This is a genomic window from Silvania hatchlandensis, from assembly GCF_025564065.1.
Lineage (GTDB): Bacteria > Pseudomonadota > Gammaproteobacteria > Enterobacterales > Enterobacteriaceae > Enterobacter > Enterobacter hatchlandensis.
Map to the genome: position 1 here is coordinate 54984 of NZ_JAMGZK010000041.1, position 26460 is coordinate 81443.

Below are 26460 nucleotides of genomic sequence, written 5' to 3' on the forward strand. Positions count from 1 at the left end.
CATGCTGGAGCTGAATTTTACCCAGACGTTAGGCGATCACAGCCTGACCATCAACGAAACGCTACCCGCCAGCGGTATCACCGCCATTTTTGGCGTCTCCGGAGCGGGCAAAACCTCGTTGATCAACGCCATCAGCGGGTTGACCAAACCGCAGTCAGGGCGAATCGTGCTCAATGGCCGGGTGCTGAACGATGTTGAAAAACGCACCTGCCTGGCACCGGAAAAACGCCGAATTGGCTATGTGTTCCAGGATGCCAGGCTGTTCCCGCACTATAAGGTGCTGGGCAACCTGCGTTACGGCATGGCAAAAAGCATGGCCGGGCAGTTTGATAAGCTGATTGCGCTGCTGGGCATTGAACCGCTGCTGAACCGGCTGCCGTCGTCGCTCTCGGGTGGTGAAAAGCAGCGCGTGGCGATTGGGCGAGCGCTGCTGACCGCGCCAGAACTGCTGCTGTTGGATGAGCCGTTGGCCTCCCTCGATATTCCGCGCAAGCGCGAACTGCTGCCCTATCTGCAGCGACTGGCGCGCGAGATCAATATCCCGATGCTGTACGTCAGCCACTCGCTGGATGAGATTTTGCATCTGGCCGATAAAGTGCTGGTGCTGGAAAACGGCAGCGTAAAAGCGTTTGGCGATCTGGAAGAGGTGTGGGGCAGCAGCGTAATGCATCCGTGGCTCCCGCAGGAGCAGCAGAGCAGCATTCTGAAAGTGAGCGTGCTGGAGCACCATCCGCACTACGCGATGACCGCGCTGGCCATTGGCGATCAGCACGTCTGGGTCAACAAGCTGGATAAACCGCTGCAGGCTGGCCTGCGTATTCGTATTCAGGCCTCGGACGTGTCGCTGGTGCTACAGCCGCCGCTGCAAAGCAGCATCCGTAATATTCTGCGCGCCAAAGTGGCCCAGTGCTACGACGATAACGGCCAGGTTGAAGTCCAGCTGGAAATTGGCAGCCGCACGCTGTGGGCGCGCATCAGCCCGTGGGCCAGGGATGAGCTTGGGATCAAACCTGGCCTGTGGCTCTATGCGCAGATCAAGAGCGTGTCGATCACCACCTGATTACAGCAGATGGGTATAGATGTACTGGGCAATACTGTCCGTGGTGTTGTCGCCAATCACCAGGTTGGCGCGGGCTTTGACGGCGTCGTCCGCATTGCCCATTGCCACGCCGGTTCCGGCGGCTTCGAGCATGCTGATATCGTTAAAGTTATCGCCAAAAGCAATCACATCCTTCATCGACCCGCCAACGGATTCCACATACTGCATCAGGCGTTTGCCTTTGCTGTTGCCGGTGCGGGCGATATCCACCTGATCGTGCCATGACCATTCGCACGCCAGGCCCAGCGTCTGCTCAACGTGTTTTGCGAAGTCGTTTAGCTTCACGGTGTCTTCGTCAGTCAGCGCAAATTTCCAGATGGCGTTAACCTCCTGAGCCGCCTGCGCCAGCGAAGGTACCTGGGTAAACACCGGACGCTGTGCTTCGGGCAATGATTGTGCCCAGTTGCTGGTGCGGATAACGTGGCCGGTCGGGCGCTCGTACACCATGGCGTCATCAACGTACATCAGACCGTGGATCGCGTGTTGATCGAGCAACTCAATCAGCTGCAGCGCCTGGGGTACAGGTAAAGGGTCGGCCTGCAGAACCTTTTTTGCTGCATAATCATACAAATAGGTGCCATTACAACAAATTGCAGGTGTATCTAACGCCAGTGCCTGATAAAAAGGATGAATAGCAACGTGATGTCGACCCGTTACGATGAGGAGTTGATATCCCGCTTCCTGGGCACGTTTCAGTGCAGCAAGCGAAGAGGGGAGCAAGGTTTTTTGCGGGGTTAACAGCGTACCGTCTAAATCCAGAGCGATCACACGCGAGGTCATTTGATATTCCGGTTAATGTTGATATTTCGGGGATGACAGATGGTACACCGCGAGGCAGTCGCTGCAAAATACCGGGTTATAATTCAGCATTCACCGTTAAATCAGACTATCCTGGTACATTACTTTTACGCGCAGTAAGGAAAGGAGCATTCATGAAACAAACCGTTTATACCGCCAGTCCTGAAAGCCAGCAGATCCACGTCTGGCGTCTGAATCCCGAAGGTACACTCACCCTGGTTCAGGCCGTCGACGTGCCCGGCCAGGTTCAGCCGATGGTAATCAGCCCGGATAAACGTTTCCTGTACGTGGGTGTGCGTCCGGACTTCCGCGTGTTGGCTTACCGTATCTCCCCTGAAGATGGCGCGCTGACCTTTACCGCCGAAGCGGCGCTGCCTGGCAGCCCGACCCATATCTCCACCGACCTGCAGGGGCGCTTTATCTTTAGCGGCTCTTACAATTCTGGCTGCGTGAGCGTTACCCGTCTGGAAGAGGGCATTCCGGTTGAGACCGTTGACGTAGTTGAAGGTCTGGAAGGGTGCCACTCGGCGAACATCTCCCCGGACAACCGCACCCTGTGGGTTCCGGCGCTGAAGCAGGATCGTATCTGCCTGTTCACCCTCGGCGATGACGGCAAGCTGGAGGCGCAAAACCCGGCAGAAATCACCACCGTTGAAGGCGCAGGCCCGCGTCATATGGTCTTCCACCCGAATCAGCAGTACGCCTACGTGGTGAACGAGCTGAACTGCTCGGTGGACGTCTGGGCGCTGAAAGCGCCGAACGGCAAGATTGAGTGCGTACAGACGCTGGATATGATGCCGGCTGATTTCGCCGACACGCGCTGGGGGGCGGATATTCACATCACCCCTGACGGGCGTCATCTGTATGCCTGTGACCGCACTTCCAGCCTGATCACGGTGTTTAGCATCTCCGAAGACGGTAGCGTGCTGGCGATTGAAGGCTTCCAGCCGACCGAGACGCAGCCGCGCGGCTTTAACATCGACCACAGCGGTAAATTCCTGATTGCGGCGGGGCAAAAATCCCATCACATCGCGCTCTACGAGATTAACGGCGAGCAGGGACTGCTGGAAGAGAAGGGCCGTTACGCTGTCGGCCAGGGGCCAATGTGGGTTGTGGTTAACGCGCTCTAAGGCAGATGAAATAAAAAACCTCGCAAATGCGAGGTTTTTTTATGCCGGGTGGCATTGGCTTACCCGGCTTACAACACGCATTCTTACTGCTTCGGTTCCGCGATCACTTTGCTGCCCACACCGCGGTTGTTGTATTCCCACATGCGGTTGAATTTAGCGTCGTTCAGGTTGCGCTGCACGATGCCTTTATCATCTACCGCACCGGTATTCCCCGCATACGGACGTTGAGAAATCGCCGCATTGCCCCAGGGTTTCGCCATGTTAAAGCCTTCATTGATCACGCTGTCGCGGATCACCACCTGGCCGTTAGAGGCCGGGTCTGCATCCAGCGAGCGGCCCAATTGCGCCACGCCGTCACCTGCAGCGGTAAAGCGACTGTTCACGGCCAGGAAGCCGTAGAACATGTTCGACAGCGTTGCCGGGGCGAATACGTAGCCTTCCTGCTGGGTGCGGGAATTCATCACGCGGAAGTCGGTATTATCAAATACCACCGCGCCGCGCCCGGAAACGATATCCACATCGCCTTCAATGTAGCTGTTAGTCACCAGCGTACGGGTGATGCGGTTGGTTTTCAGGGCGTTCTCTACGCCGCTGTTGGTCACGAAGAAGGTGTTCTGACGGCCCAGAATATTGACCTTGTCGATCTGCACCTGGTCGCCATCGCTGCGCAGTGCCACCGCCTGGTGGTTGCCCGCGTCCACGCTGTCGCCGAGGTTGTTTTCAATGGTCAGGTTCTGCAGCTGCAGACCGTTGTTCTGGGACCAGACGACGGCAGAGCACATCACGCCAACGGTGGCGCTGTGTTTGCTCTGGCAGCGATCGAACATGTACCAGGCCGGTTTGCCAGGCATGTAGCGGCCTGCCGGGTTAACCAGGCGACGCCAGGTGGCGGTGTCCATCTCGGAATCAAGCGCCAGGCCAATTTTAACGTCCAGCGGTTTTTCGCCCGTGCCGTACAGCGTCACGCTGCCGGATGCGGCAGGCACATATACAGTACCCTGATATTCGCCCGGTAAAATGGCGATGTACTGGCGAGTGCTGCTGTGCTTCGCAATGGCAGCGTCAACCGCCGCCTGAATGGAGGTATGGGTTACGCCCTGGCCCCCGGTCGCGCCGACCACGAAGTCAGGCTGGGCAGGCAGACGAATGGCATAGGGGCTCCACGGCGTTGCGTTCGGGTCCATCGCCGTAAAGTAGCGCGCCTGCTGGAAGTTTTTAGCTTCATCGGCAGTCAGGATTGGTCGTGAGGCTGTGCCTGGTGCAACTTGCTCAGAAGGCAGTTGATCCGGCGGAGTAGAGCTGCACGCCGACAACGTCACGCCAAAAGCGAGTGCCAGCGCCAGACGGGAAATCCTGGAAGTATTCAAGGGAAAGCTCCTGCTAAGCAATTCAATAGGGGGAGAACTGAAATAGCCTGCTTTTTTATACTAAGTTGAGCGAAACGGGAAGATGATAAAGGCAAAAAGTTACTTTTTATTCCCACGCTTAGCGGGAAAGTTGTCACAAATAACTAACATTTTCGGTAAAGGCGATTGACAGGGCGCAGAGAATCAAAATAAATGTCTATACAACCCATGACAAGTGAAAGCCCGATGCTGCAACTTCATCCCGATGACGTAATCTGGCGTAACCTGCGCCTCGCGACCCTCGATCCCAGCCACGGCACACCGTATGGCCTGCTGGAAAACAGGGCCTTAATTGTGCGCGGCGAGACGATCCTGGCAATTGTCCCCGAACCCGATCTGCCCGCAGACCTGCCGCGCGCAATCGATCTGGAAGGGCGCCTGGTGACGCCGGGTTTAATCGACTGTCACACCCATCTGGTGTTCGGTGGCGATCGCGCGGCCGAATGGGAGCAGCGGCTGAATGGCGTCTCTTATCAGACAATCAGCGCCCAGGGTGGCGGGATTAACGCCACCGTCAGCGCCACCCGGGACAGCACCGCTGACCAGCTTGAACAGCTGGCGCAGCAGCGGCTTGAACGCCTGATGCGTGAAGGGGTGACCACGGTTGAAATCAAATCGGGCTACGGTCTGAACGACGAGGCAGAAGAAAAGATGCTGCGCGTGGCGCAGCGTCTGGCCCAGACAAACCCGGTGGAAATCAGTCCGACGCTGCTGGCCGCGCATGCCGTGCCGCGCGAGTACCGTCACGATCCCGATGCGTATGTCGATCATGTTTGCCAGCACATGCTGCCAGCGCTGTGGGAAAAGCGGCTGTTCGAGGCCGTTGACGTGTTCTGCGAAAACGTCGGATTTACCCTCGCGCAAAGCGAGCGGGTATTCCAGGCCGCGCAGGCACTGGGGATCCCCATTAAGGGCCATGTCGAACAGCTGTCCAACCTCGGAGGCACCGCGCTGGTCAGTCGCTATCGCGGGCTGTCGGCGGATCATATTGAGTATCTCGATGACGCGGGCGTAGCGGCAATGGCGCACAGCGGCACCGTTGCCGTATTACTTCCCGGCGCATTCTACTTTTTACAGGAGCGTCAGCGCCCGCCGGTCGACAGACTGCGTCAACAGGGCGTGCCGATGGCGGTCGCCACCGATTACAACCCCGGCACCAGCCCGTTTGCCAGTTTGCATCTGGCGATGAATATGGCCTGCGTGCAGTTTGGCTTAACCCCGGAAGAGGCCTGGGCGGGGGTCACGCGACATGCGGCGAAGGCGCTGGGGCGCGGCGAGACGCACGGGCAGCTGAAAGCCGGATTTGTCGCCGACCTTGCTGTCTGGGATGCCAGAAGCCCGGTCGAGATGGTGTATGAGCCGGGCCGTAACCCGCTTTATCAGCGCGTATTCAGAGGACGCATTCAATGAGTTTATGGCAGCCGGTTTCAGCGGATATCTGGCAGGGGCGGGACGATCGCGCAGAGGCCAGTAATGCCCTGCGTCTGTTTCAGACCGTGGAACAACGTGACACGCAACGTCCTGCCAGCAGCGGGATCGCCCTGATTGGCTTTGCCAGCGATGAAGGGGTCAAGCGCAATCAGGGCCGACCGGGGGCGGCGCAAGCCCCCGATGTTATACGTGGCGCGCTGGCAAATATGGCGAGCCATCAGGGGCATGAACGTCTGCTGGATATGGGTAACATCAGCGTAGAAGGTGATGCGCTGGAAGCGGCGCAGCAGGCGCTGAGCGAGACGGTCACTGCCTGTCTGCAGGCGGGGATGCAGAGCCTGGTTCTCGGGGGTGGGCATGAAACCGCCTGGGCGCACGGGCGCGGCGTGCTGGACGCTTTCCCCGGCGAGCGGGTGGTGATCATTAATCTTGATGCGCATCTCGACTTGCGTAGCGCCAGTCGGGCGACATCCGGCACGCCGTTTCGCCAGCTGGCGAAGTATTGTGAGGCGCAGCAGCGGGGTTTTCACTATGCCTGCCTGGGCGTCAGCCGTGCGGCGAATACCCAGGCGTTGTGGGATGAAGCCGCCCGTCTGCGGGTGACGATAGTGGAAGACCTCGATTTCCACCAGCAGGCGCGGGCAACGCTTGAGGCGCTGCTGGAAAGCGCGGATCGGGTCTATCTGACCCTTGACCTCGACGTGCTGCCCGCTGCTGAAATGCCCGCCGTCTCGGCCCCTGCCGCGCTGGGCGTGCCCGCCCGGGAGCTGCTGCAAGCGATCGAGCAGGTCTGTCGCAGCGGCAAACTGCAGGCGGTGGATCTGGTGGAGTTTAACCCCCGCTTCGACCGTGACGGTCAGGGGGCGAAGCTCGCCGCGCGGCTGGCGTGGCAAATAGCTCACTGGTGGGCGTAATCCCTATATACCCGTCATACTTCAAGTTGCATGCGCGTTGGCTTTCCTCACTCACCCCAGTCACTTACTGAAGTAAGCTCCTGGGGATTCGCTGCGTCGCCGCCTTCCTGCAACTCGAATTATTTAGGGTATATAATCGACTTTTTTTTTCGGCTTAAGGAATTGCTATGTTCTCACGCACGCCGCAGCAGCAGGTCAACACCCCCGCGCCTTTTTATGAAAAAGTGAAGCAGGCGATCAGTCATCAGATTGCCACCGGCGTCTGGCGTGCCCACGATCGTATCCCGTCCGAGGCGGAGCTGGTGGCGCAGTTTGGCTTTAGCCGGATGACCATCAACCGCGCGCTGCGTGAACTCACCGACGAAGGGCTGCTGGTGCGTCTGCAGGGGGTCGGCACTTTTGTTGCCGAGCCGAAGGGGCAGTCGGCGCTGTTTGAAATTCGCAGCATCGCTGATGAGATCGCCTCCCGCAACCATCAACACCGTTGCGAGGTGCTGCTCCTCGAGGAGACGCAGGCCAGCCCGGCGCAGGCGGTGGCGCTGAATGTTAAAGAGGGCACGCTGATCTTCCACTCCCTGATGTTGCACTTTGAAAACGACATCCCGGTGCAGATAGAGGATCGCTGCGTCAATGCCGCGCTGGTGCCGGATTACCTACTCCAGGACTACACCGTCACCACCCCGCATGCCTGGCTGTCGCTGGTTGCGCCGCTCACAGAAGGAGAGCACATCGTCGAGGCTGTACGTGCCAACCCTCAGGAGTGCGGGCTGCTGCGCATTAAAGAGCACGATCCCTGCCTGCTGATCCATCGCCGTACCTGGTCAGCTTCGTACATTGTTTCCCACGCCAGACTGCTGTTCCCTGGCAATCGCTACCGGCTGCAGGGCCACTTCATGTCATAAGCCAAAAGCGTGATTGCTGACGCAATATAATAAAAATGTATCTTAATTGTTAAATTCAGCCTTGTGTGCACTTGTCTATACAAGTATATCTTACTGTATATTCTGTCCCCTCTCAGGAGCACACCATGTCGTCAGGTAAGTATCGCCAGCAAGAGATTCGCGCCCCTCGCGGCACCACGCTTAACGCCAAAAGTTGGCTGACCGAAGCGCCGCTGCGGATGTTAATGAACAACCTCGATCCCGACGTGGCGGAGAATCCTCACGAGCTGGTGGTGTACGGCGGCATTGGCCGGGCGGCGCGCAACTGGGAGTGCTATGACGCGATGGTTTCCGCGCTCACCGAACTGGAAAACGACGAGACCCTGCTGGTGCAATCCGGTAAGCCTGTCGGGGTGTTTAAAACCCATAAAAATGCCCCGCGCGTGCTGATCGCCAACTCCAACCTGGTGCCGCACTGGGCAACCTGGGAACACTTTAACGAGCTGGATGCGAAGGGGCTGGCGATGTACGGCCAGATGACGGCCGGGAGCTGGATCTACATCGGTAGCCAGGGCATCGTACAGGGTACCTACGAAACCTTCGTCGAGGCCGGGCGTCAGCACTATAACGGCTCCCTGAAGGGGCGTTGGGTGCTCACTGCGGGCTTAGGTGGGATGGGCGGCGCGCAGCCGCTGGCGGCCACCCTCGCGGGCGCCTGCTCCCTGAACATTGAATGCCAGCAGAGCCGGATCGATTTCCGTCTGCGCACTCGCTACGTGGATGAGCAGGCCGACAGCCTGGACGACGCGCTGGCCAGAATTCAAAAATACACCGCGGAAGGCAAAGCGGTCTCGATTGCCCTGTGCGGTAATGCGGCGGATATCGTCCCGGAACTGGTGGCGCGCGGCGTGCGCCCTGATCTCGTCACCGACCAGACCAGCGCTCACGATCCGCTTCACGGCTATCTGCCAAAAGGCTGGAGCTGGGAAGAGTATCAGCAGAAAGCGCAGCAGGATCCTGAAGGCACCGTGCTGGCGGCTAAACGTTCCATGGCCGACCACGTCAGCGCGATGCTGGCGTTCAGTAAGCTTGGCGTGCCGACCTTTGACTACGGCAACAACATTCGCCAGATGGCGAAAGAGATGGGCGTTGCTAACGCTTTTGATTTCCCCGGTTTTGTACCCGCTTATATCCGGCCGCTGTTCTGTCGCGGTATCGGCCCATTCCGCTGGGTGGCGCTCTCCGGCGACCCGGAAGATATCTATAAAACCGACGCCAAAGTGAAAGAGATTGTCGCCGATGATGAACACCTGCATCACTGGCTGGACATGGCCCGCGAGCGCATTAACTTCCAGGGCTTACCGGCGCGTATCTGCTGGGTGGGGCTGGAGTGGCGACAGAAGCTGGGCCTGGCCTTTAACGAAATGGTGCGCCGCGGCGAAGTGTCCGCGCCGATTGTCATCGGTCGCGATCACCTTGATTCTGGCTCAGTGGCCAGCCCCAACCGCGAAACCGAAGCGATGCGCGACGGCTCTGACGCGGTCTCTGACTGGCCGTTGCTCAATGCCCTGTTGAATACCGCCAGCGGCGCGACCTGGGTCTCGCTGCACCACGGCGGCGGCGTCGGGATGGGCTTCTCCCAGCATGCCGGGATGGTGATTGTCTGCGACGGCACCGATGAAGCCGCTGCGCGCATTGCCCGCGTGCTGCACAACGACCCGGCAACAGGCGTGATGCGCCATGCGGACGCCGGATATGACATCGCTATCGACTGTGCGAAAGAGCAGGGCCTGAACCTGCCGATGATCGCCGCCACACAAGGAAAGCACTGATGAATGCCTTAACCCTTACCCCCGGTACCCTGACGCGGGCGCAGCTCCGTCAGGTATGGCGCCATCCGCTGCAGATTACGCTCGACGACGCGGCCCACGGGGCGATTAACGCAAGCGTTGCCTGCGTCGAAGCGATTGTCGCGGAAGGTCGCACCGCCTACGGGATCAACACCGGGTTTGGCCTGCTGGCGCAAACGCGTATCGCCACGCACGATCTGGAAAACCTGCAGCGCTCGCTGGTGCTGTCCCATGCTGCGGGCGTCGGCCAGCCGCTGGACGACGACATCGTACGCCTGATGATGGTGCTGAAAATCAACAGCCTGGCGCGCGGTTTCTCCGGGATCCGCCTGAGCGTGATTCAGGCGCTGATCGCGCTGGTCAATGCGGGCGTATACCCATGGATCCCCGCCAAAGGCTCGGTTGGCGCATCCGGCGATCTGGCCCCGCTGGCGCATATGTCCCTGACTCTGCTCGGCGAAGGTAAAGCCCGCTATCGCGGCGAATGGCTCCCGGCGGCAACCGCATTGCAAAAAGCCGGTCTTTCGCCGGTGACGCTGGCAGCGAAAGAGGGGCTGGCGCTGCTGAATGGCACTCAGGCGTCAACGGCGTTTGCGCTGCGCGGTCTGTTTGAAGCGGAAGACCTGTTTGCCTCGGCGGTGGTCTGCGGGGCGCTCACGACCGAAGCGGTGCTTGGCTCCCGTCGTCCGTTCGATGCCCGTATTCATGAAGTGCGCGGGCAGCGCGGGCAGATCGACGCCGCGGCGCTGTACCGTCATGTCCTGACCGAAACCAGCGCCATTGCCGAATCACATCACAACTGCGACAAAGTGCAGGATCCGTACTCCCTGCGCTGTCAGCCGCAGGTGATGGGGGCCTGCCTGACGCAGCTGCGCCAGGCAGCAGAAGTACTGCTGGTGGAATCCAATGCGGTTTCTGATAACCCGCTGGTGTTTGCAGCAGAAAATGAAGTGGTTTCCGGGGGCAACTTCCACGCTGAGCCGGTGGCGATGGCGGCGGATAATCTGGCGCTGGCGATTGCTGAAATCGGTGCTCTGTCCGAACGGCGCATTGCGTTGATGATGGATAAGCACATGTCGCAGCTGCCGCCGTTCCTGGTGCGCAACGGCGGGGTGAACTCCGGTTTTATGATTGCCCAGGTGACCGCAGCCGCGCTGGCAAGCGAGAATAAAGCCCTGTCGCATCCGCACAGCGTCGACAGCCTGCCAACATCGGCTAACCAGGAAGACCACGTCTCGATGGCACCCGCGGCGGGCCGTCGTCTGTGGGAGATGGCGGGCAATACCCGTGGCGTGCTGGCGGTCGAGTGGCTGGCGGCGTGTCAGGGCGCGGATCTACACGACGGTCTGACCTCAAGCCCGCTGCTGGAGCAGGCGCGTCATACGCTGCGCGAACAGGTGGCGCATTATGATGATGACCGCTTCTTTGCCCCGGATATCGATGCGGCAATCGGCTTGCTGGATCAGGGTAGCCTGGTCAATTTGTTACCGGCCTTCCTGTAAAAAAATACCCGGCGAGCGCGGCTTGCCGGGTCTGTTTCTAGCTGTACATCGCGGTTATCGACGCGCTGCCCAGGGTGTGGAAATGGACGTTAAAACCCACCATCGCGCCGCTCGCCCCTTCATCGACCTCAATTCTGTCAACGTCCAGCGCGTGCACTGTGAAGATATAACGGTGGGTATCACCTTTTGGTGGTGCTGCGCCGCCATAGCCCGCTTTGCCAAAATCGGTTCGGGTCTGTACCGCGCCATCCGGCAGGGCAACCAGCGATGAGCCCGAGCCCTGCGGCAGCACGCGGGTATCGGCGGGCAGGTTGGCGACAATCCAGTGCCACCAGCCGGAGCCGGTAGGCGCGTCCGGGTCGTAGCAGGTCACCACAAAGCTTTTGGTGCCGGAGGGCACCTCGTCCCACGCCAGATGCGGAGAGATGTTATCCCCCTCGTACCCCATGCCGTTGAACACGTGGCGCGCCGGGAGTTTATCCCCGTCGCGCAGATCCTGACTGAAGAGTCGCATACTGTTTCTCCGTAATAAGTCCTGCAAAAAGTGTACTCCATAACGGAAGACGCGGACTTAAATCACAAAGTGTTCAGGATGATTCACCGCGTCCACCACCGCGGCGGTCAGCTTGCTGAGCTGCTCGGGGCTTATCAGATACGGCGGCATCAGATAGATCAGCTTACCAAACGGACGCACCCATACGCCGCGCGCCACAAAGAAGCGCTGCAGCGCGGCCATATTCACCGGATGACGGGTTTCAACCACCCCGATGGCCCCCAGCACCCGCACGTCGGCGACATACTCAGATTCACGTGCTGCCGCCAGATCCTGCATCAGCTGGGCTTCGATGGCAGCAACCTGAGTCTGCCACTCGCCGCTTTCGAGGATGGCCAGGCTTTCGCTGGCCACCGTACAGGCCAGCGGGTTTCCCATAAACGTTGGGCCGTGCATAAAGCAGCCCGCTTCGCCATTGCTGATGGTCTCTGCCACCCGGCGGGTGGTGAGGGTCGCGGACAGCGTCATGGTGCCGCCGGTCAGGGCTTTACCGAGGCACAGAATGTCCGGGGTGATGCCCGCATGCTCGCAGGCGAACAGCTTGCCGGTGCGGCCAAAGCCGGTGGCAATCTCGTCGGCAATCAACAGGATCCCTTCCCGGTCGCACATCTTGCGGATGCGCTTGAGCCACTCAGGATGGTACATCCGCATGCCGCCTGCGCCCTGCACGATGGGTTCGAGGATCACTGCCGCAATCTCGTGACGATGGGCGGCCATCAGACGGGCGAAGCCGACCATATCCGCTTCATCCCACGCGCCGTCGAAGCGGCTCTGCGGGGCCGGGGCAAACAGGTTTTCCGGCAGATAGCCCTTCCACAGGCTGTGCATTGAGTTATCGGGATCGCACACCGACATCGCGCCAAAGGTGTCGCCGTGGTAGCCGTTGCGGAAGGTGAGAAAACGCTGGCGGCTCTCACCCTTGGCGTGCCAGTACTGCAGCGCCATTTTCATCGCCACTTCTACCGCCACCGAGCCGGAATCGGCAAGGAATACGCACTCCAGCGCCTCGGGGGTCATAGCCACCAGACGACGGCAGAGATCCACCGCCGGAGGATGGGTGATCCCGCCAAACATCACGTGCGACATGCGGTCAATCTGCGCTTTCATCGCCGCGTTGAGCCGCGGATGGTTGTAGCCGTGAATGGTCGCCCACCACGAGGACATACCGTCCACCAGCTGTTCGCCGCTGGCCAACGTCAGCTCGCAGCCCTGCGCCCCGGTGACCGGATAAACGGGCAGGGGCTGGCTCATGGAAGTGTAAGGGTGCCAGATGTGGCGCTGATCGAAAGCGAGATCGTCCGTTGTCATAATCGACTTGTAAACCATTTTGAAAACATTTAGGTTTACGAGTATAAACCGAACCCATCCTGAACTAAACCCTTTTGGAGACGCCCCATGGCTCACCAGACACGCTGGTCAATGTCGCAAGTCACTGCATTATTCGAAAAACCTCTGCTGGAACTGCTGTTTGAAGCCCAGCAGGTGCACCGTCAGCACTTCGATCCGCAGCACGTCCAGGTCAGCACCTTGCTGTCAATCAAGACCGGGGCCTGCCCGGAAGACTGCAAATATTGCCCGCAGAGCGCGCGCTACAAAACCGGCCTCGAGTCCGAGCGCCTGATGGAAGTGGAGCAGGTGCTCGACTCTGCCCGCCAGGCGAAAAATGCCGGATCGACCCGTTTCTGCATGGGTGCGGCGTGGAAAAACCCGCACGAGCGCGACATGCCGTATCTCGAGCAGATGGTGCAGGGCGTTAAAGCTATGGGCCTCGAAGCCTGTATGACCCTCGGCACGCTGGACGACGATCAGGCCCAGCGCCTGGCCTCGGCGGGTCTGGACTACTACAACCACAACCTCGACACCTCGCCGGAATTCTACGGCAACATTATCACCACCCGTACCTATCAGGAGCGTCTGGATACGCTGGGTAAAGTGCGCGATGCGGGCATCAAAGTCTGCTCGGGTGGGATTGTGGGCTTAGGCGAAACGGTCACCGATCGCGCGGGCCTGCTGCTGCAACTGGCAAACTTGCCCACCCCACCGGAGAGTGTGCCGATCAACATGCTGGTGAAGGTGAAGGGCACTCCGCTGGCGGACAACGACGACGTCGACGCCTTTGATTTTATCCGCACCATTGCGGTGGCGCGCGTGATGATGCCGACCTCTTTCGTGCGCCTCTCCGCCGGACGTGAGCAGATGAATGAGCAGACCCAGGCGATGTGCTTTATGGCCGGGGCCAACTCTATTTTCTACGGCTGCAAACTGCTGACCACCCCGAACCCGGAAGAGGACAAAGACGTCCAGCTGTTCCGCAAGCTGGGGCTTAACCCGCAGCAGACGGCGGTGCAGACCGGTGATAACGAGCAGCAGCACCAGCTCGAACAGCAGCTTTTTAACGCCGATACCGACCAGTTCTACAACGCGGCGACGGTATGACCTGGCAGCAACGCATTGATGCCGCCCTCGACGCACGCCGGGCGGCAGATGCCCTGCGCGTGCGCACCACGGTGGCGAACGGTGCCGGGCGCTTTCTGACCCGTGGGCAGCAGCGTTACGCGAATTTCTCCAGCAATGACTATCTGGGCTTAAGCCAGCATCCCGACGTTGTCCGCGCCTGGCAGCAGGGCGCGGAGCAGTATGGCGTGGGCAGCGGCGGCTCCGGCCACGTCAGCGGCTACACCACCGCCCATCAGGCGCTGGAAGACCATCTGGCGGGCTGGCTCGGCTATGATCGCGCGCTGCTGTTTATCTCCGGCTTTGCCGCCAACCAGGCGCTGATTGGCGCGCTGACCGGCAAAGACGATCGCATCGTCGCCGACCGCTTAAGCCATGCTTCGCTGCTGGAAGCCGCCAGTCATAGCCCGGCCCAGCTCAGGCGCTTTGCCCATAACGATGCCGCCCAGCTTGCCGCACTGCTGGATAAACCCTGCGAAGGACAGCAGCTGGTGGTCACCGAAGGGATTTTCAGCATGGACGGCGACAGCGCCCCGCTGGGGGAACTTCATGCGGCGGCGCAGCGTAAAGCCAGCTGGCTGCTGGTGGACGATGCCCACGGGATCGGCGTCACCGGGCCAGAGGGGCGCGGCACCACCGCCAGCCTGGGGGTAAAACCCGAGCTGCTGGTGGTGACTTTTGGCAAAGGAGTGGGCGTCAGCGGGGCTGCGGTGCTGTGCAGCGCATCGGTTGCTGACTACCTGCTGCAGTTTGCCCGCCATCTGATCTACAGCACCAGCATGCCGCCTGCCCAGGCAGTGGCCCTGCTGGCGGCGTTTAACGTGATTCGCAGCGATGACGGCGACGACCGGCGTCAGCGGCTGGCCTCCCTCATCGGCCAGTTCCGCGCGGGCGTCAGCGGGCTGCCGCTGCAAATCACCGCCTCGCAGAGCGCCATTCAGCCGCTGATCGTCGGTGAAAACGATCGCGCTCTGCAGATGGCGAATACCCTCAGACAGCAGGGGATCTGGGTGACTGCCATTCGTCCGCCAACCGTTCCGATGGGCACTGCCCGCCTGCGCCTGACCCTGACTGCGGCGCATCAACCGGCCGATATCACCGCGTTACTGGAGGCGCTGCATGCCGCAAGTGAATAAACAGGCCATTGCCGCCGCATTTGGCCGGGCGGCGCAAAGCTATTCCCGCCACGACGGGTTGCAGCGGCAAAGCGCCGAAGGACTGCGGTCGCTGTTGGCGGAAGATGATTTTGCCCGCGTGCTGGATGCGGGCTGCGGGCCGGGTGGCAACAGCCTCGCGTGGCGTAACGCCGGGAGCCACGTGACGGCGATGGATATCTCTGCCCAGATGCTGGATCAGGCGCGCAGTCACCAGGTGGCGGATGATTACCTGCTGGCGGATATCGAAGCCATTCCGCTGGCCGACAGCCAGTTCGACCTGGTCTGGAGTCATCTGGCGGTGCAGTGGTGCGCCAGCCTGCCGCAGGCGCTGGCGGAGCTGTACCGGGTGGCGCAGCCGGGCGGTAAGGTCGCATTTACCACGCTGCTGAGCGGCTCGCTGCCGGAGCTGAATCAGGCCTGGCGAGCAGTCGATACCCAGCCGCATGTGAACCGTTTTCTGACCGGGCAGCAGGTGACCGATGCCTTGTCCGGCTGGCGCTCCCGCTGTGTTATTCAGACTGTGACCCTGCTGTTCGACGATGCGCTGAGCGCGATGCGTTCGTTGAAAGGCATTGGCGCCACCCATCTGCATGGCGGGCGGGGCGATAAGCCGTTAACGCGCGGCCAGCTACAGCAGCTGGCGCTGGCCTGGCCGCAGCAGGCGGGGCAATTCCCGCTCTCTTACCAACTCTTTCATGGGATTATTGAACGTGACTGAACGTTATTTTGTGACCGGCACCGACACCGAGGTCGGTAAAACCGTCGCCAGCAGCGCACTGCTGCAGGCAGCAAATGCTCTGGGTCTGAAAACAGCGGGCTACAAGCCGGTGGCCTCGGGCAGTGAAATGACGCCCGAGGGGCTACGCAACAGCGACGCGCTGGCGCTCCTACGCAACAGCAGCGTGGCGCTGAGCTATCAGGCGGTGAATCCCTACACCTTCGCCGAGCCGACCTCGCCGCATATCATCAGCGCCGACGAGCAGCGCCCGATTGCGTTTAGCACCCTTTCCGCAGGACTGCGGGCGCTGGAAAGCCGTGCCGACTGGGTACTGGTAGAGGGCGCGGGCGGCTGGTTTACGCCGTTGTCAGAGGAGCTGACCTTCGCCGACTGGGCAATTGCCGAACACCTGCCGGTGATCCTGGTGGTGGGGGTGAAGCTGGGCTGTATCAATCATGCAATGCTGACCGCGCAGGCGATCCGACAGGCGGGGCTGCCGCTGGTGGGCTGGGTGGCGAATGTCGTGGTGGCGCCTGGCAAACGCCACGCTGAATACATGGCGACGCTCAGACGCGTGCTGGCGGCACCGCTGCTGGGTGAAATTCCGTGGCTGGGCGACGATGCCGATACCACGGCGGTGGGGCGCTACCTCACGCTTAACCCGCTGGTGACGCCGTCCCCATCCAGTGTTCAATAAGCGGATCGTTAAGCTCGCTTACATGGCCCTGGGCCACGCTACGCCCGCGCCAGAGCAGGCAAAAGCGCTCCGCCACCCGGCGAATCAACCCCAGTTGCTGCTCGGCCAGTAGCACCGACAGCCCCAGCTCGCGGGTAAGCCTGGCCAGCAGCATTGCCAGCCTGGCGGTCAACAGTGGGTCGGGGCCGCGGCTGGGCTCGTCCAGAATCAGCAGGCGCGGGCGGGTGACCAGCGCGTTAGCCAGCGCCAGCTGATACTGCAGGTCATCGCTGATGCCCGACGCGCGCCGCTGGCGCAGCGGGTAAAGCTCAGGAAAGAACTCAAAAATATCGCTGTTCATCGACCCACTCGTCTCGCCTTTTGCCCGCCTCGCGATGTGCAGATTCTCCTCTACGGTGAGTTGAGAAAAGATCCGCCGGTCCTGTGAAACATAGCCAATTCCCGGGCCTGTGCGCGCCTCTGAGCCGCCGGACAGCAGAGGGAAGGGCGATGCCCCGGCTTCGTGCCAGACCATGGTGCCGCTGGCAATAGGCAGCAGGCCCGCGATGCAGTTCATCAGCGTGGTTTTCCCCATTCCGGGCAGACCGACGATGCCGGTGCAGACGCCGGGAGGAAGGTCGAGGTCAACATTCCATAGCGTGTGTTGATTTCCGTAATACTGGTTAATAGCGCGCAGGCTCAGCATGGTGTTGCTCCTTTTCGGGTAACAGTCATCCTGTGTTGCAAGACCCTTGCCACCGTCCTGAAAGTGGCAGTTAAAGGCTGTTTTTTCGGAATACGCCTGAAAGTCAGGGGGAGGGTTAACAGAATAATGCACTGTGTCAGTGCCAGACGGGCGGGTTTGGTGCAGCTCTCTCAACAGGAAAATGTGACTAAGATCGCATCACTTTGTTATCCTCATTACAGCGGTCAAATGCCAAAAAAAGCTAATAAATATTTTTTACCGTCGCGCTGTGCGGAAAAACCGGGAATTAGCCGAGTCACGAGTGGCATGGGCTGGAAGCAGTTATCCACTATTCCTGTGGATAACCATGTGCATTAGAGTTAGAAAACACAAGGTAAGCGAGAGAAGACGCGGCCTGCGCCTGAATTGCTGCGAAACGCGTCTTTTGAAAATATTTATTAAATATCAATGCGTTAAATAAAATCAATCACTGTCATCAAACTGTCAAGTGGACCGGCAAAAGTGAAGCGGAACGGCTTGACAAATGTTAAAAATGGAAAAGTTCTGGGGATAACCGTACCGCTGTGGAATTTTATCTGGTCACCGCCGAAATTTTGCGCAGCTTTGCGCGTTTCATGCCGTAAGCCGCAGTAATATGGGTGTATGATACTGTAATTTCATCCAGTATAAATTACTGGCAAAAATAGCCATCGAGAGTAAAATTACTCACCTGCCGTATAAACCATCATCAGGTCGCCGTTCATGAGTAAACCGTTCAAACTGAATTCCGCTTTCCGTCCTTCCGGCGATCAGCCTGAAGCGATTCGCCGCCTGAAAGAAGGGCTGGAGGATGGACTCGCACACCAGACACTGCTGGGGGTGACCGGTTCGGGTAAAACCTTTACCGTCGCCAACGTTATCGCCGATTTGCAACGGCCGACCATGGTGCTGGCACCTAATAAAACGCTGGCGGCGCAGCTCTATGGCGAGATGAAAGAGTTTTTCCCTGATAACGCGGTGGAGTACTTTGTCTCCTACTACGACTACTATCAGCCGGAAGCCTACGTTCCCAGCTCCGATACCTTTATCGAAAAAGACGCCTCGGTGAACGAGCATATCGAGCAGATGCGTCTGTCGGCGACCAAAGCGCTGCTGGAACGTCGCGACGTGGTGGTGGTAGCCTCCGTTTCAGCTATCTACGGGCTGGGTGATCCTGACCTCTACCTGAAGATGATGCTGCACCTGACTCAGGGGATGATTATCGATCAGCGCGCCATCGTGCGTCGGCTGGCCGAGCTGCAGTACACCCGCAACGATCAGGCGTTCCAGCGCGGGACGTTCCGCGTGCGCGGCGAAGTGATCGACGTCTTCCCGGCCGAATCCGATGACGTCGCGCTGCGCATCGAACTGTTTGACGAAGAGGTGGAGCGGCTGTCGCTGTTCGATCCGCTGACGGGTCATATCGAGTCGACCATTCAGCGCTACACCATTTACCCGAAAACGCACTACGTCACTCCGCGCGAGCGCATCGTGCAGGCGATGGAAGATATCAAGGTCGAACTGGCGGATCGACGTAAGAATCTGCTGGAAAACAACAAGCTGCTGGAAGAGCAGCGCCTCAGTCAGCGCACCCAGTTTGATCTCGAGATGATGAACGAGCTGGGCTACTGCTCGGGTATCGAAAACTACTCCCGCTATCTCTCGGGCCGCGGTCCCGGCGAGGCACCTCCGACGCTGTTTGACTACCTTCCGGCCGACGGCCTGCTGGTGATCGACGAATCGCACGTCACCGTGCCGCAAATCGGCGGCATGTACCGTGGCGACCGCGCGCGCAAAGAGACGCTGGTGGAGTACGGCTTCCGCCTGCCGTCCGCGCTGGATAACCGACCGATGAAGTTTGAAGAGTTTGAGGCGCTGGTGCCGCAAACCATCTATGTGTCGGCGACGCCGGGCAACTACGAGCTGGAGAAATCGGGCGACGACGTGGTGGACCAGGTGGTGCGTCCGACCGGTCTGCTGGATCCGATTATTGAGGTGCGCCCGGTGGCGACGCAGGTGGACGACCTGCTCTCGGAGATCCGCATTCGGGCGGCCATCAACGAGCGTGTGCTGGTTACCACTCTCACCAAACGCATGGCTGAAGACCTGACCGAGTACCTCGAAGAGCACGGTGAGCGGGTGCGTTACCTGCACTCGGATATCGATACCGTCGAGCGCATGGAGATCATCCGCGATTTGCGCCTTGGCGAGTTCGACGTGCTGGTGGGCATCAACCTGCTGCGTGAAGGGCTGGATATGCCGGAAGTCTCGCTGGTGGCGATTCTGGATGCCGATAAAGAGGGCTTCCTGCGCTCTGAGCGTTCGCTTATTCAGACCATTGGGCGTGCCGCGCGAAACATCAACGGCAAAGCGATTCTCTACGGCGACAGAATTACTGCCTCAATGGCCAAAGCGATCGGTGAGACCGAGCGGCGTCGTGAGAAGCAACAGCAGTACAACGAAGAGCACGGCATCACACCGCAGGGTTTGAACAAGAAGGTGGTGGATATCCTGGCGCTGGGGCAGAACATCGCCAAAACCAAGGCGAAAGGTCGCGGTAAATCACGCTCACCGGTTGAGGCCGATACCATTGAACTGACGCCAAAAGCGCTGCAGCAGAAAATCCACGAACTGGAAGGGCAGATGATGCAGCATGCCCAGAATCTGGAGTTCGAGGAGGCGGCGCAGATCCGCGACCAGCTGCATCAGCTCCGCGATCTGTTTATTGCGGCATCGTAAATTCTGCTTACGAAGCCCCCTTTACCCATGGTATAGGGGGCTTTTTTTTACCAGGGCGTATGTGTAGGCAAACGCAGAATAATTTTTATTACGTTCTAATATTCTTTTTTTAAATTGATTGGGTATTTTTCATTTGTTATTAAAATACAATTATCAATTACATCCAGTGTCCAAATTCGGACTAAATAATTTGAAGTGTTTTTTATGCTGTAATATTTCTTCCGCGCAAGAAAATAAATATCCCCTCCCGCCTGTCTCTGTAAGGGTTACACACAATAATATAAGGAATATCTTATGGGTAAAAACGTAACAGCAACGACGTAAAATATGTTGTTGTAAATTTATGTTACATATTTTTATTTCCTTCCGCCTTTGTGACATTTTTATACTCGTTTTATCAGGCTCTTGTTCGAAATTATATAGGGGCCTATAAATACTACGTCATGCTTGCTGATAAATGGAATGCGCTCGCTTTTGACCCCGGATAGTGATTTACGTCGCATGGCGTAAGCAGGGATGTTGTTCTGGCAATCAAGCCATTCTTATTAATTTCTCGCGGGTACTGACCGTTTTTCTCTATTCCATAGAACAGGGACAGCCATGTCTAACTCCTATCAGTCCGAGATCCCCAAAGCCCGCGTTAATATTCAGCTCAGTCTGCACACGGGCGGCGCACAGAAGAAAATTGAATTGCCCCTCAAGCTGGTGATGGTCGGGGATTACAGCAATGGTGCTGAACAACGCCCGGTGTCAGAGCGTGAAAAGGTCAACGTTAATAAGCATAACTTTAACAGTGTGCTGGCCGACTTCTCTCCTTCCTTAAAACTGTCTGTCGACAACACCCTTGCCAATGATGGTAGCGAAGAGGCCGTGAATCTGACCTTCCGCGACATGCAGGATTTCACCCCGGAACAGGTCGCCCGCCAAATTCCCCAGCTTAAAGCCATGCTTGCCATGCGCAACCTGCTCCGCGATCTGAAGGCCAACCTGCTGGACAACCAGGCCTTCCGTAAAGAGCTGGAAAAAATCCTCCTCGACCCGGCGCTGAGCGCTGAACTGCGCAGCGAGCTCTCTGCCCTTGCGCCAAAACATCCCTGACGGTTGCGATATTTAACGGATTAACGAGAGAAGATGCTGATGTCTGTACAAAATGAAAATGCCGCTGGCGGCGAAAGCGTAGTGCTGAAACGTCCTGAAGCAGGCGGTGTGTATGCCTCCCTGTTTGAGAAAATCAATCTGAACCCGGTCTCGTCCCTGAGCGCGCTGGATATCTGGCAGGATGCGCAGGCGATGTCGGATGCGACGGCCGATGAGCGTCTGACCGCCGGAATGCAGGTGTTCCTGGAATGCCTGAGTAAAGCGGGCGCTAAAGTCGATAAGCTTGACAAAAATCTGATTGATCACCATATCGCGGAGCTGGATTTCCAGATTAGCCGCCAGCTGGATGCCGTCATGCACCACGACGATTTCCAGGCCGTCGAATCCCTGTGGCGCGGCGTGAAGTCGCTGGTGGATAAAACCGATTTTCGCCAGAACGTCAAAATTGAGCTGCTGGATCTGTCCAAAGAGGCCCTGCGCCAGGACTTTGAAGACGCGCCAGAGATAATCCAAAGCGGTCTGTATAAACACACCTATATTGATGAATACGACACCCCGGGCGGCGAGCCGATTGGGGCGCTGATCTCCGCGTATGAGTTTGATGCCTCGGCGCAGGACGTGGCGCTGCTGCGCAATGTCTCCAAAGTCGCCGCGGCGGCCCACATGCCGTTTATCGGTTCTGCCGGACCCAAATTCTTCCTCAAAGAGTCGATGGAAGAGGTCGCTGCCATCAAAGATATCGGCAATTACTTTGACCGCGCCGAATACATCAAATGGAAATCCTTCCGCGATACCGATGACTCCCGCTATATCGGCCTGGTGATGCCCCGCGTGCTCGGACGTCTGCCATATGGCCCGGACACGGTGCCGGTGCGCAGCTTTAACTATGTCGAAGAGGTTAAAGGCCCGGAACACGACAAATATCTGTGGACTAACGCCTCGTTTGCCTTCGCGGCCAATATGGTGCGTAGCTTTATCAATAACGGCTGGTGCGTCCAGATCCGCGGCCCGCAGGCCGGTGGCGCGGTACAGGATCTGCCGATCCACCTTTACGACCTCGGCACCGGCAATCAGGTGAAAATCCCGTCGGAGGTGATGATCCCGGAAACCCGCGAATTTGAGTTCGCTAACCTCGGTTTTATCCCGCTGTCGTACTACAAAAACCGCGATTACGCCTGCTTCTTCTCGGCGAACTCCACCCAGAAACCGGCGCTGTATGAAACCGCGGATGCCACCGCCAACAGCCGGATTAATACCCGTCTGCCTTACATCTTCCTCCTGTCCCGCATTGCGCATTACCTGAAACTCATCCAGCGGGAAAACATCGGTACCACCAAAGACCGCCGACTGCTGGAGCTGGAGCTCAACACCTGGGTGCGCAGCCTGGTCACCGAAATGACCGATCCGGGCGACGAGCTGCAGGCCTCCCATCCGCTGCGTGATGCGAAAGTGGTGGTCGAGGATATCGAAGATAACCCGGGCTTCTTCCGCGTCAGACTCTTCGCGATCCCTCACTTCCAGGTGGAAGGCATGGACGTGAATCTGTCTCTGGTCTCGCAGATGCCGAAGGCGAAATCGTAATTAAGGCAGGAAGCCGATGAAAACGGAACAACCGTTATGGGGCAGGGGGATCATGATCTCGCCCCAGCACTTCCAGCAACAGGCCGCGTATGCGGCCTGGTCTGCGGAATGCATTGCGCAGATGGGCCTCAATCATCCCTGGGGAGTCATTGAGGCCACCTTTGAACCGGATGCGCTGAAGCTGGGCCGCCTGCATGCCCGTAAGCTGCATCTGCGGTTTCAGGACGGCACGCTGGTTGATACCCACAATGCTGATGCGCTGCCGTCCGCACTGTTGCTGGACGGCGAATCCCGTGAAACGGTAGTGCTTCTGGCCCTGCCGCTGCTGCGCGCCAACGGGGGCAACTGCCTGGCACCGGATGCGGTGGCGGAACGTCCGGTGCGTTACCGTCAGCGCTGGCATGATGTGCGTAATCAGTTTGGCGATGACACCCGCCAAATCGCCGTGTTGCAGCCAGAGCTGAGCCTGCGCTTTGCACATCAGGACAACAGCGATTACCTGACCTGTCCGGTTGCCCGGCTGCAGCAGGACTCGCAGGGTGCCTGGACGCTGGATGAGACGTTTCTTCCCCCACTGTTGACTGTGCAAAGCAGTCGCTGGCTGGTGACCCAGCTGGAACAGCTGATGATCCAGCTTCGCGCCCGCCTGACGCGCCTGATGGCCATGCGCCGTGAGAGCAACGAACGGATGGCCGATTTTGCGGTGGCGGATGTCTCCCTGTTCTGGCTGCTGAATGCGCTGAACAGCGCAGAACCGCTACTTGGACAGTTTGAGCGTCAGTTGCAGAGTCCGGTAGAACGCCTGTATCCGGAGCTGGCGCGCCTGGCGGGCAGTCTCCTGACGTTCTCCCTTGACCATCTTGTCAGCGAGATCCCGGCGTACCAGCATCACCAGCTTAACGCAGTGTTCCCACCGCTGTTTGAACTGCTGAGTGACCTTCTGGAAGCCAGCCTGCCGTCGCGGGTGGTCGCCATTGATCTTACGCATGACAAACGTCTGCGTCAGTGGCTGGCCCGTCTGCAGGATCCCCGCCTGCGCGAAGGGGCCGATTACTACCTCTCGGTCCGCTCGTCGATCCCGGTGGCCCAGCTGCAGGAGCAGTTCCCGCTCCAGTGCCGGGTGGGCAGCCCGGATTTTGTCACCAGCCTGGTGAACCAGTCCCGGCAAGGGATCCCGCTCAGGGCGCTTCGTCATGTGCCTGCGGCTATTCCGCTGCGTCTGGAAAACCAGTATTTCTCTCTCGACCTGTCCCACCCGGCCGCACTGGAGATGCTGGAGAGCGGCAGCTGCATGTTCTATACGCCGGGCATGCTGGGCGAGCCAGAGCTTGACCTCTATGCGGTGCTAAGAACATGAGTGAACGTCAACGCGGCGCGGCCGCATTCATTGATATCGATGCTCTGCTGCAAAACACCTGGCTGCAGGTGATCAGTCTGCGTCATGGTCCCGAGTTTCAGGATGGTGAGGGTCGCGCGCTCTGGGACCGCTGCGTGGCGGATATTGAGCGCGTGCAGCAGGCACTGAAGGCCAGCGAGCTGGATGAGACTAGCTGTCAGCATATCCTTACCGCCCAGTGCGCATTGCTTGATGAAGCGGTGAAAGGCCGCAGCGTTCAGGATGATGCCTGCGTGCAGTGGTACAACATTCCGCTTCAGGGGCATTTTCTCGGAACGATGGATGCCGGGGATACCCTGTGCGATCGCATGCGGGACGTGCTGCGCCAGCCCGATCCGGAAAGTGCCGTTCTGACCTGCTTTCAGCGGGTCATGATGCTGGGTTTTCTGGGCAGCTTCCGCTCGCTCAACGATCCGATCCGCAAGAAGCTGGTCAGCACCCTCAGCGAACATGTTGCGCCTTTCAGCTATCCGCAAACGCACCCGGTGCTGGTGGAAAGCCGCGCCGGGCGCAGTATCGGCGGTGGGTTCTCCTCGTGGCTGGTCTGCATCGTATTCAGTGTGGTGCTGGTCGTGGCGCTGTGGTGGGGGCTGGATTACTGGCTGGATCACACGCTGGCAACGCTGTTGCCGGGGGCGGTGAAATGAGTCCTGCGCAACAGCGCCTGCTTGCACTGTGGGCCGTATTGCTGAGCGGCGTGGTGTGTCTGGTCTTTTTGCCCGTTTCCCGGCTGGCATCGGTGCTTATTTTGCTGGCCGTCTGGGGGCTGATTGCTGCGGTCTGGTATGTGGCCAGTCGTCGTTCAGAGCATCAGGTGACGGTACGCCTCGATAATCTGCCTGAAGCGACGTACCGCCAACCGGTGGTGCTGGTCTGTGGTGATTTGCCACAGGCGTGGCCAGAACAGTCGCAGGCCCTGATTGTGCCTCAGGGCTGCTGGATTAGGGTGGAAAAGCATCAGGATCTGGAGCAGATCGCTCGCCAGCTGCTGTGGTTGCGCCCGGACTGGGGGCGTCAGCTTTCGGTAATAGTCAGCGTTTGTCCGCAGAAGCACACCGATACCGAGGCGTTGACCAGCGACCTGCTGGCCCTGCGCTGGCAAATCAGTCAGCTACGTCGGGAGACCGGACATTCTTTTCCCCTGGTGCTGAGCGGCCAGGCGGGCAGTGCGATCATGAACGATATGCTCTGGCAGGCGGCCATTTCCAGCGAGGGCGTTCACGTCTGGCGGGCGTCCTCCGCGCCTTGCTCGATTGCGGCCTGGGTCACCACGGGCGGGGCGATGGCCATGCAGCAGCAGGTGCTGATGAACAGCCTGATAGGTTGGTTCCATCAGCATGTTAAATCGGTGTTTATCGACAAAAATCCGGACATTCCTGCTATTGCCCCCACGGCGGTGCTGTGGGGAATGGGGCCGAGGCTTGCCGGGAGTCTGGCGTCATCGGTCTGGACCGCCTGGCTCTCCCGCCACACCGCGATGCAGCGCGTTGCCGGGTGGCAAACGCAGGGAACCGACAGTACAGCGACGTCACTGCTGCCGGACTTCGTCCTGCCGCTGCTACCAGAGGGGCAGGGGCTCACTCCGCGACAGCGAAGCTTGCGCTGCGGGCTGACGATGTTCACCGGCGCCGTTATCGCTGCCCTGCTCTGCAGCGGCTGGAATAACCATCAGCTGGTGCAGCGTCTGAGCTTTGATATTCACCGCTATAACCGTATTCCGATGGGGAACCCCGTTCTGAAAGCCGAGGCGGTTAGCGTATTACGCGCCGATGCGGCGCAGTTGGATGAGTGGGCACGCAGCGGCGCACCTGTACGGATGAGTCTGGGATTGTATCAGGGAACACGCCTGCACATGCCGGTGCTGAACGCCATCCGTTCATATCTCCCGCCGCCCCCACCGTCGGTTCCTGAACCTCAAGCTATCCCGAAAATCGTTCGTCTCGACAGCATGTCGCTGTTCGACTCCGGTAAGTCTGTGCTGAAAAGCGGCTCCACCAAAATGCTGATCAATTCTCTGGTAGGGATCAAAGCGAAGCCGGGCTGGCTGATCGTGGTCAGCGGCCATACCGACAACACCGGCAACCCACAGCTGAACCAGACCCTGTCCCTGAAGCGTGCCGAAGCAGTACGGGACTGGATGCGGGACATCGGGGATGTGCCGGAAAGCTGTTTTGCGGTGCAGGGCTATGGCGAAAGCCGCCCTGTCGCCACCAATGACACCCCGGATGGGCGTGCGCTCAACCGCCGTGTCGAAATCAGTCTGGTTCCGCAGGCCAATGCCTGCCTGATGCCAGGCAATACCCCGGCGTCATCGCAGGATGATGGCGCATCACAACACAATGGAGAGTAATTC

General features: G+C 59.1%; 22 protein-coding genes. 17 read left to right on the forward strand and 5 right to left on the reverse strand.

What is annotated here, in order from left to right; all coding sequences use genetic code 11:
* The first annotated feature begins 1 nt into the window (after position 1).
* Complete coding sequence (modC, locus tag M8014_RS05430; protein ID WP_271281513.1) at positions 2–1060, forward strand: molybdenum ABC transporter ATP-binding protein ModC; 1059 nt, start codon at positions 2–4, stop codon at positions 1058–1060.
* Here the strand turns inward: modC and M8014_RS05435 are convergent, their stop codons facing one another.
* Complete coding sequence (locus M8014_RS05435) at positions 1061–1879, reverse strand: pyridoxal phosphatase (protein ID WP_271281514.1); 819 nt, start codon at positions 1877–1879, stop codon at positions 1061–1063.
* 152 nt (positions 1880–2031) lie between these two features.
* Here M8014_RS05435 and pgl point away from each other — a divergent pair, with 152 nt between their 5' ends.
* A complete protein-coding gene (gene pgl / locus M8014_RS05440) occupies positions 2032–3027 on the forward strand; it encodes a 6-phosphogluconolactonase (RefSeq protein WP_271281515.1) in 996 nt (331 codons plus the stop codon).
* Between the two features lie 83 nt (positions 3028–3110).
* Here the strand turns inward: pgl and M8014_RS05445 are convergent, their stop codons facing one another.
* Positions 3111–4394, reverse strand: a complete 1284-nt coding sequence (locus M8014_RS05445) for a putative acyl-CoA thioester hydrolase (RefSeq protein WP_271281516.1) — start codon at positions 4392–4394, stop codon at positions 3111–3113.
* A gap of 225 nt (positions 4395–4619) precedes the next feature.
* On the opposite strand from M8014_RS05445, the gene hutI reads away from it, so the two are divergent.
* The 5 genes from hutI (at position 4620) to hutH (ending at position 11011) form a co-directional block, all read left to right on the forward strand.
* A complete protein-coding gene (gene hutI, locus M8014_RS05450) occupies positions 4620–5843 on the forward strand; it encodes an imidazolonepropionase (RefSeq protein ID WP_271281608.1) in 1224 nt (407 codons plus the stop codon).
* The gene (hutG, locus tag M8014_RS05455) at positions 5840–6778 is read left to right on the forward strand and encodes a formimidoylglutamase (protein WP_271281517.1); all 939 of its coding nucleotides are present in this window, start codon (positions 5840–5842) and stop codon (positions 6776–6778) included. The genes hutI and hutG overlap by 4 nt, the downstream gene beginning before the upstream one ends.
* A 167-nt stretch (positions 6779–6945) precedes the next feature.
* Positions 6946–7680, forward strand: coding sequence for a histidine utilization repressor (locus M8014_RS05460; RefSeq protein WP_271281518.1), 735 nt, complete (start codon positions 6946–6948; stop codon positions 7678–7680).
* A gap of 125 nt (positions 7681–7805) precedes the next feature.
* Complete coding sequence (gene hutU, locus M8014_RS05465) at positions 7806–9491, forward strand: urocanate hydratase (RefSeq protein ID WP_271281519.1); 1686 nt, start codon at positions 7806–7808, stop codon at positions 9489–9491.
* A complete protein-coding gene (hutH, locus tag M8014_RS05470; protein ID WP_271281520.1) occupies positions 9491–11011 on the forward strand; it encodes a histidine ammonia-lyase in 1521 nt (506 codons plus the stop codon). Before hutU ends, hutH begins: the two co-directional genes overlap by 1 nt.
* A 37-nt stretch (positions 11012–11048) precedes the next feature.
* Here the strand turns inward: hutH and M8014_RS05475 are convergent, their stop codons facing one another.
* Positions 11049–11525 (reverse strand): kinase inhibitor, encoded by a 477-nt coding sequence (locus tag M8014_RS05475; protein ID WP_271281521.1) that lies wholly within the window; start codon positions 11523–11525, stop codon positions 11049–11051.
* A 57-nt stretch (positions 11526–11582) separates the two neighbouring features.
* Positions 11583–12890, reverse strand: coding sequence for an adenosylmethionine--8-amino-7-oxononanoate transaminase (gene bioA, locus M8014_RS05480; RefSeq protein ID WP_271281522.1), 1308 nt, complete (start codon positions 12888–12890; stop codon positions 11583–11585).
* 69 nt (positions 12891–12959) lie between these two features.
* On the opposite strand from bioA, the gene bioB reads away from it, so the two are divergent.
* Genes bioB through bioD form a run of 4 tightly spaced genes read left to right on the forward strand, consistent with a single transcriptional unit; the run spans position 12960 to position 16590 of the window.
* Positions 12960–14000 (forward strand): biotin synthase BioB, encoded by a 1041-nt coding sequence (gene bioB / locus M8014_RS05485; protein ID WP_271281523.1) that lies wholly within the window; start codon positions 12960–12962, stop codon positions 13998–14000.
* The gene (gene bioF / locus M8014_RS05490; RefSeq protein ID WP_271281524.1) at positions 13997–15154 is read left to right on the forward strand and encodes an 8-amino-7-oxononanoate synthase; all 1158 of its coding nucleotides are present in this window, start codon (positions 13997–13999) and stop codon (positions 15152–15154) included. The genes bioB and bioF overlap by 4 nt, the downstream gene beginning before the upstream one ends.
* Positions 15138–15893: a malonyl-ACP O-methyltransferase BioC gene (bioC, locus tag M8014_RS05495; protein WP_271281525.1), complete on the forward strand. Its 756-nt coding sequence runs from the start codon at positions 15138–15140 to the stop codon at positions 15891–15893. Before bioF ends, bioC begins: the two co-directional genes overlap by 17 nt.
* Positions 15886–16590: a dethiobiotin synthase gene (gene bioD / locus M8014_RS05500; RefSeq protein ID WP_271281526.1), complete on the forward strand. Its 705-nt coding sequence runs from the start codon at positions 15886–15888 to the stop codon at positions 16588–16590. The genes bioC and bioD overlap by 8 nt, the downstream gene beginning before the upstream one ends.
* Here the strand turns inward: bioD and M8014_RS05505 are convergent.
* Positions 16550–17275, reverse strand: coding sequence for an ABC transporter ATP-binding protein (locus tag M8014_RS05505; RefSeq protein ID WP_271281527.1), 726 nt, complete (start codon positions 17273–17275; stop codon positions 16550–16552). The two genes, bioD and M8014_RS05505, sit on opposite strands and share 41 nt — an antisense overlap.
* 741 nt (positions 17276–18016) lie before the next feature.
* Between M8014_RS05505 and uvrB the strand changes: the two genes are divergently transcribed.
* The 6 genes from uvrB to M8014_RS05535 all read left to right on the forward strand — a co-directional run bounded on the left by uvrB (position 18017) and on the right by M8014_RS05535 (position 26457).
* Positions 18017–20032: an excinuclease ABC subunit UvrB gene (gene uvrB / locus M8014_RS05510; protein WP_271281528.1), complete on the forward strand. Its 2016-nt coding sequence runs from the start codon at positions 18017–18019 to the stop codon at positions 20030–20032.
* A gap of 600 nt (positions 20033–20632) precedes the next feature.
* Positions 20633–21130 (forward strand): type VI secretion system contractile sheath small subunit, encoded by a 498-nt coding sequence (tssB, locus tag M8014_RS05515; RefSeq protein ID WP_271281529.1) that lies wholly within the window; start codon positions 20633–20635, stop codon positions 21128–21130.
* A 33-nt stretch (positions 21131–21163) separates the two neighbouring features.
* On the forward strand, positions 21164–22711 hold the full coding sequence (gene tssC, locus M8014_RS05520) for a type VI secretion system contractile sheath large subunit (RefSeq protein WP_271281530.1): 1548 nt from the start codon (positions 21164–21166) through the stop codon (positions 22709–22711).
* A gap of 16 nt (positions 22712–22727) precedes the next feature.
* The gene (gene tssK, locus M8014_RS05525) at positions 22728–24068 is read left to right on the forward strand and encodes a type VI secretion system baseplate subunit TssK (RefSeq protein ID WP_271281531.1); all 1341 of its coding nucleotides are present in this window, start codon (positions 22728–22730) and stop codon (positions 24066–24068) included.
* Positions 24065–24754, forward strand: coding sequence for a type VI secretion system protein TssL, short form (gene tssL, locus M8014_RS05530; RefSeq protein WP_271281532.1), 690 nt, complete (start codon positions 24065–24067; stop codon positions 24752–24754). Before tssK ends, tssL begins: the two co-directional genes overlap by 4 nt.
* Positions 24751–26457 (forward strand): OmpA family protein, encoded by a 1707-nt coding sequence (locus tag M8014_RS05535; RefSeq protein WP_271281533.1) that lies wholly within the window; start codon positions 24751–24753, stop codon positions 26455–26457. The genes tssL and M8014_RS05535 overlap by 4 nt, the downstream gene beginning before the upstream one ends.
* Positions 26458–26460 lie beyond the last annotated feature (3 nt).

Coding starts and splice junctions, on each gene's coding strand:
- modC (WP_271281513.1), top strand. CDS start 2: ATGCTGGAGCTGAATTTTACCCAGACGTTAGGCGATCACAGCCTGACC.
- M8014_RS05435 (WP_271281514.1), bottom strand. CDS start 1,879: ATGACCTCGCGTGTGATCGCTCTGGATTTAGACGGTACGCTGTTAACC.
- pgl (WP_271281515.1), top strand. CDS start 2,032: ATGAAACAAACCGTTTATACCGCCAGTCCTGAAAGCCAGCAGATCCAC.
- hutI (WP_271281608.1), top strand. CDS start 4,620: ATGCTGCAACTTCATCCCGATGACGTAATCTGGCGTAACCTGCGCCTC.
- hutG (WP_271281517.1), top strand. CDS start 5,840: ATGAGTTTATGGCAGCCGGTTTCAGCGGATATCTGGCAGGGGCGGGAC.
- M8014_RS05460 (WP_271281518.1), top strand. CDS start 6,946: ATGTTCTCACGCACGCCGCAGCAGCAGGTCAACACCCCCGCGCCTTTT.
- hutU (WP_271281519.1), top strand. CDS start 7,806: ATGTCGTCAGGTAAGTATCGCCAGCAAGAGATTCGCGCCCCTCGCGGC.
- hutH (WP_271281520.1), top strand. CDS start 9,491: ATGAATGCCTTAACCCTTACCCCCGGTACCCTGACGCGGGCGCAGCTC.
- M8014_RS05475 (WP_271281521.1), bottom strand. CDS start 11,525: ATGCGACTCTTCAGTCAGGATCTGCGCGACGGGGATAAACTCCCGGCG.
- bioA (WP_271281522.1), bottom strand. CDS start 12,890: ATGGTTTACAAGTCGATTATGACAACGGACGATCTCGCTTTCGATCAG.
- bioB (WP_271281523.1), top strand. CDS start 12,960: ATGGCTCACCAGACACGCTGGTCAATGTCGCAAGTCACTGCATTATTC.
- bioF (WP_271281524.1), top strand. CDS start 13,997: ATGACCTGGCAGCAACGCATTGATGCCGCCCTCGACGCACGCCGGGCG.
- bioC (WP_271281525.1), top strand. CDS start 15,138: ATGCCGCAAGTGAATAAACAGGCCATTGCCGCCGCATTTGGCCGGGCG.
- M8014_RS05505 (WP_271281527.1), bottom strand. CDS start 17,275: ATGCTGAGCCTGCGCGCTATTAACCAGTATTACGGAAATCAACACACG.
- uvrB (WP_271281528.1), top strand. CDS start 18,017: ATGAGTAAACCGTTCAAACTGAATTCCGCTTTCCGTCCTTCCGGCGAT.
- tssB (WP_271281529.1), top strand. CDS start 20,633: ATGTCTAACTCCTATCAGTCCGAGATCCCCAAAGCCCGCGTTAATATT.
- tssC (WP_271281530.1), top strand. CDS start 21,164: ATGCTGATGTCTGTACAAAATGAAAATGCCGCTGGCGGCGAAAGCGTA.
- tssK (WP_271281531.1), top strand. CDS start 22,728: ATGAAAACGGAACAACCGTTATGGGGCAGGGGGATCATGATCTCGCCC.
- tssL (WP_271281532.1), top strand. CDS start 24,065: ATGAGTGAACGTCAACGCGGCGCGGCCGCATTCATTGATATCGATGCT.
- M8014_RS05535 (WP_271281533.1), top strand. CDS start 24,751: ATGAGTCCTGCGCAACAGCGCCTGCTTGCACTGTGGGCCGTATTGCTG.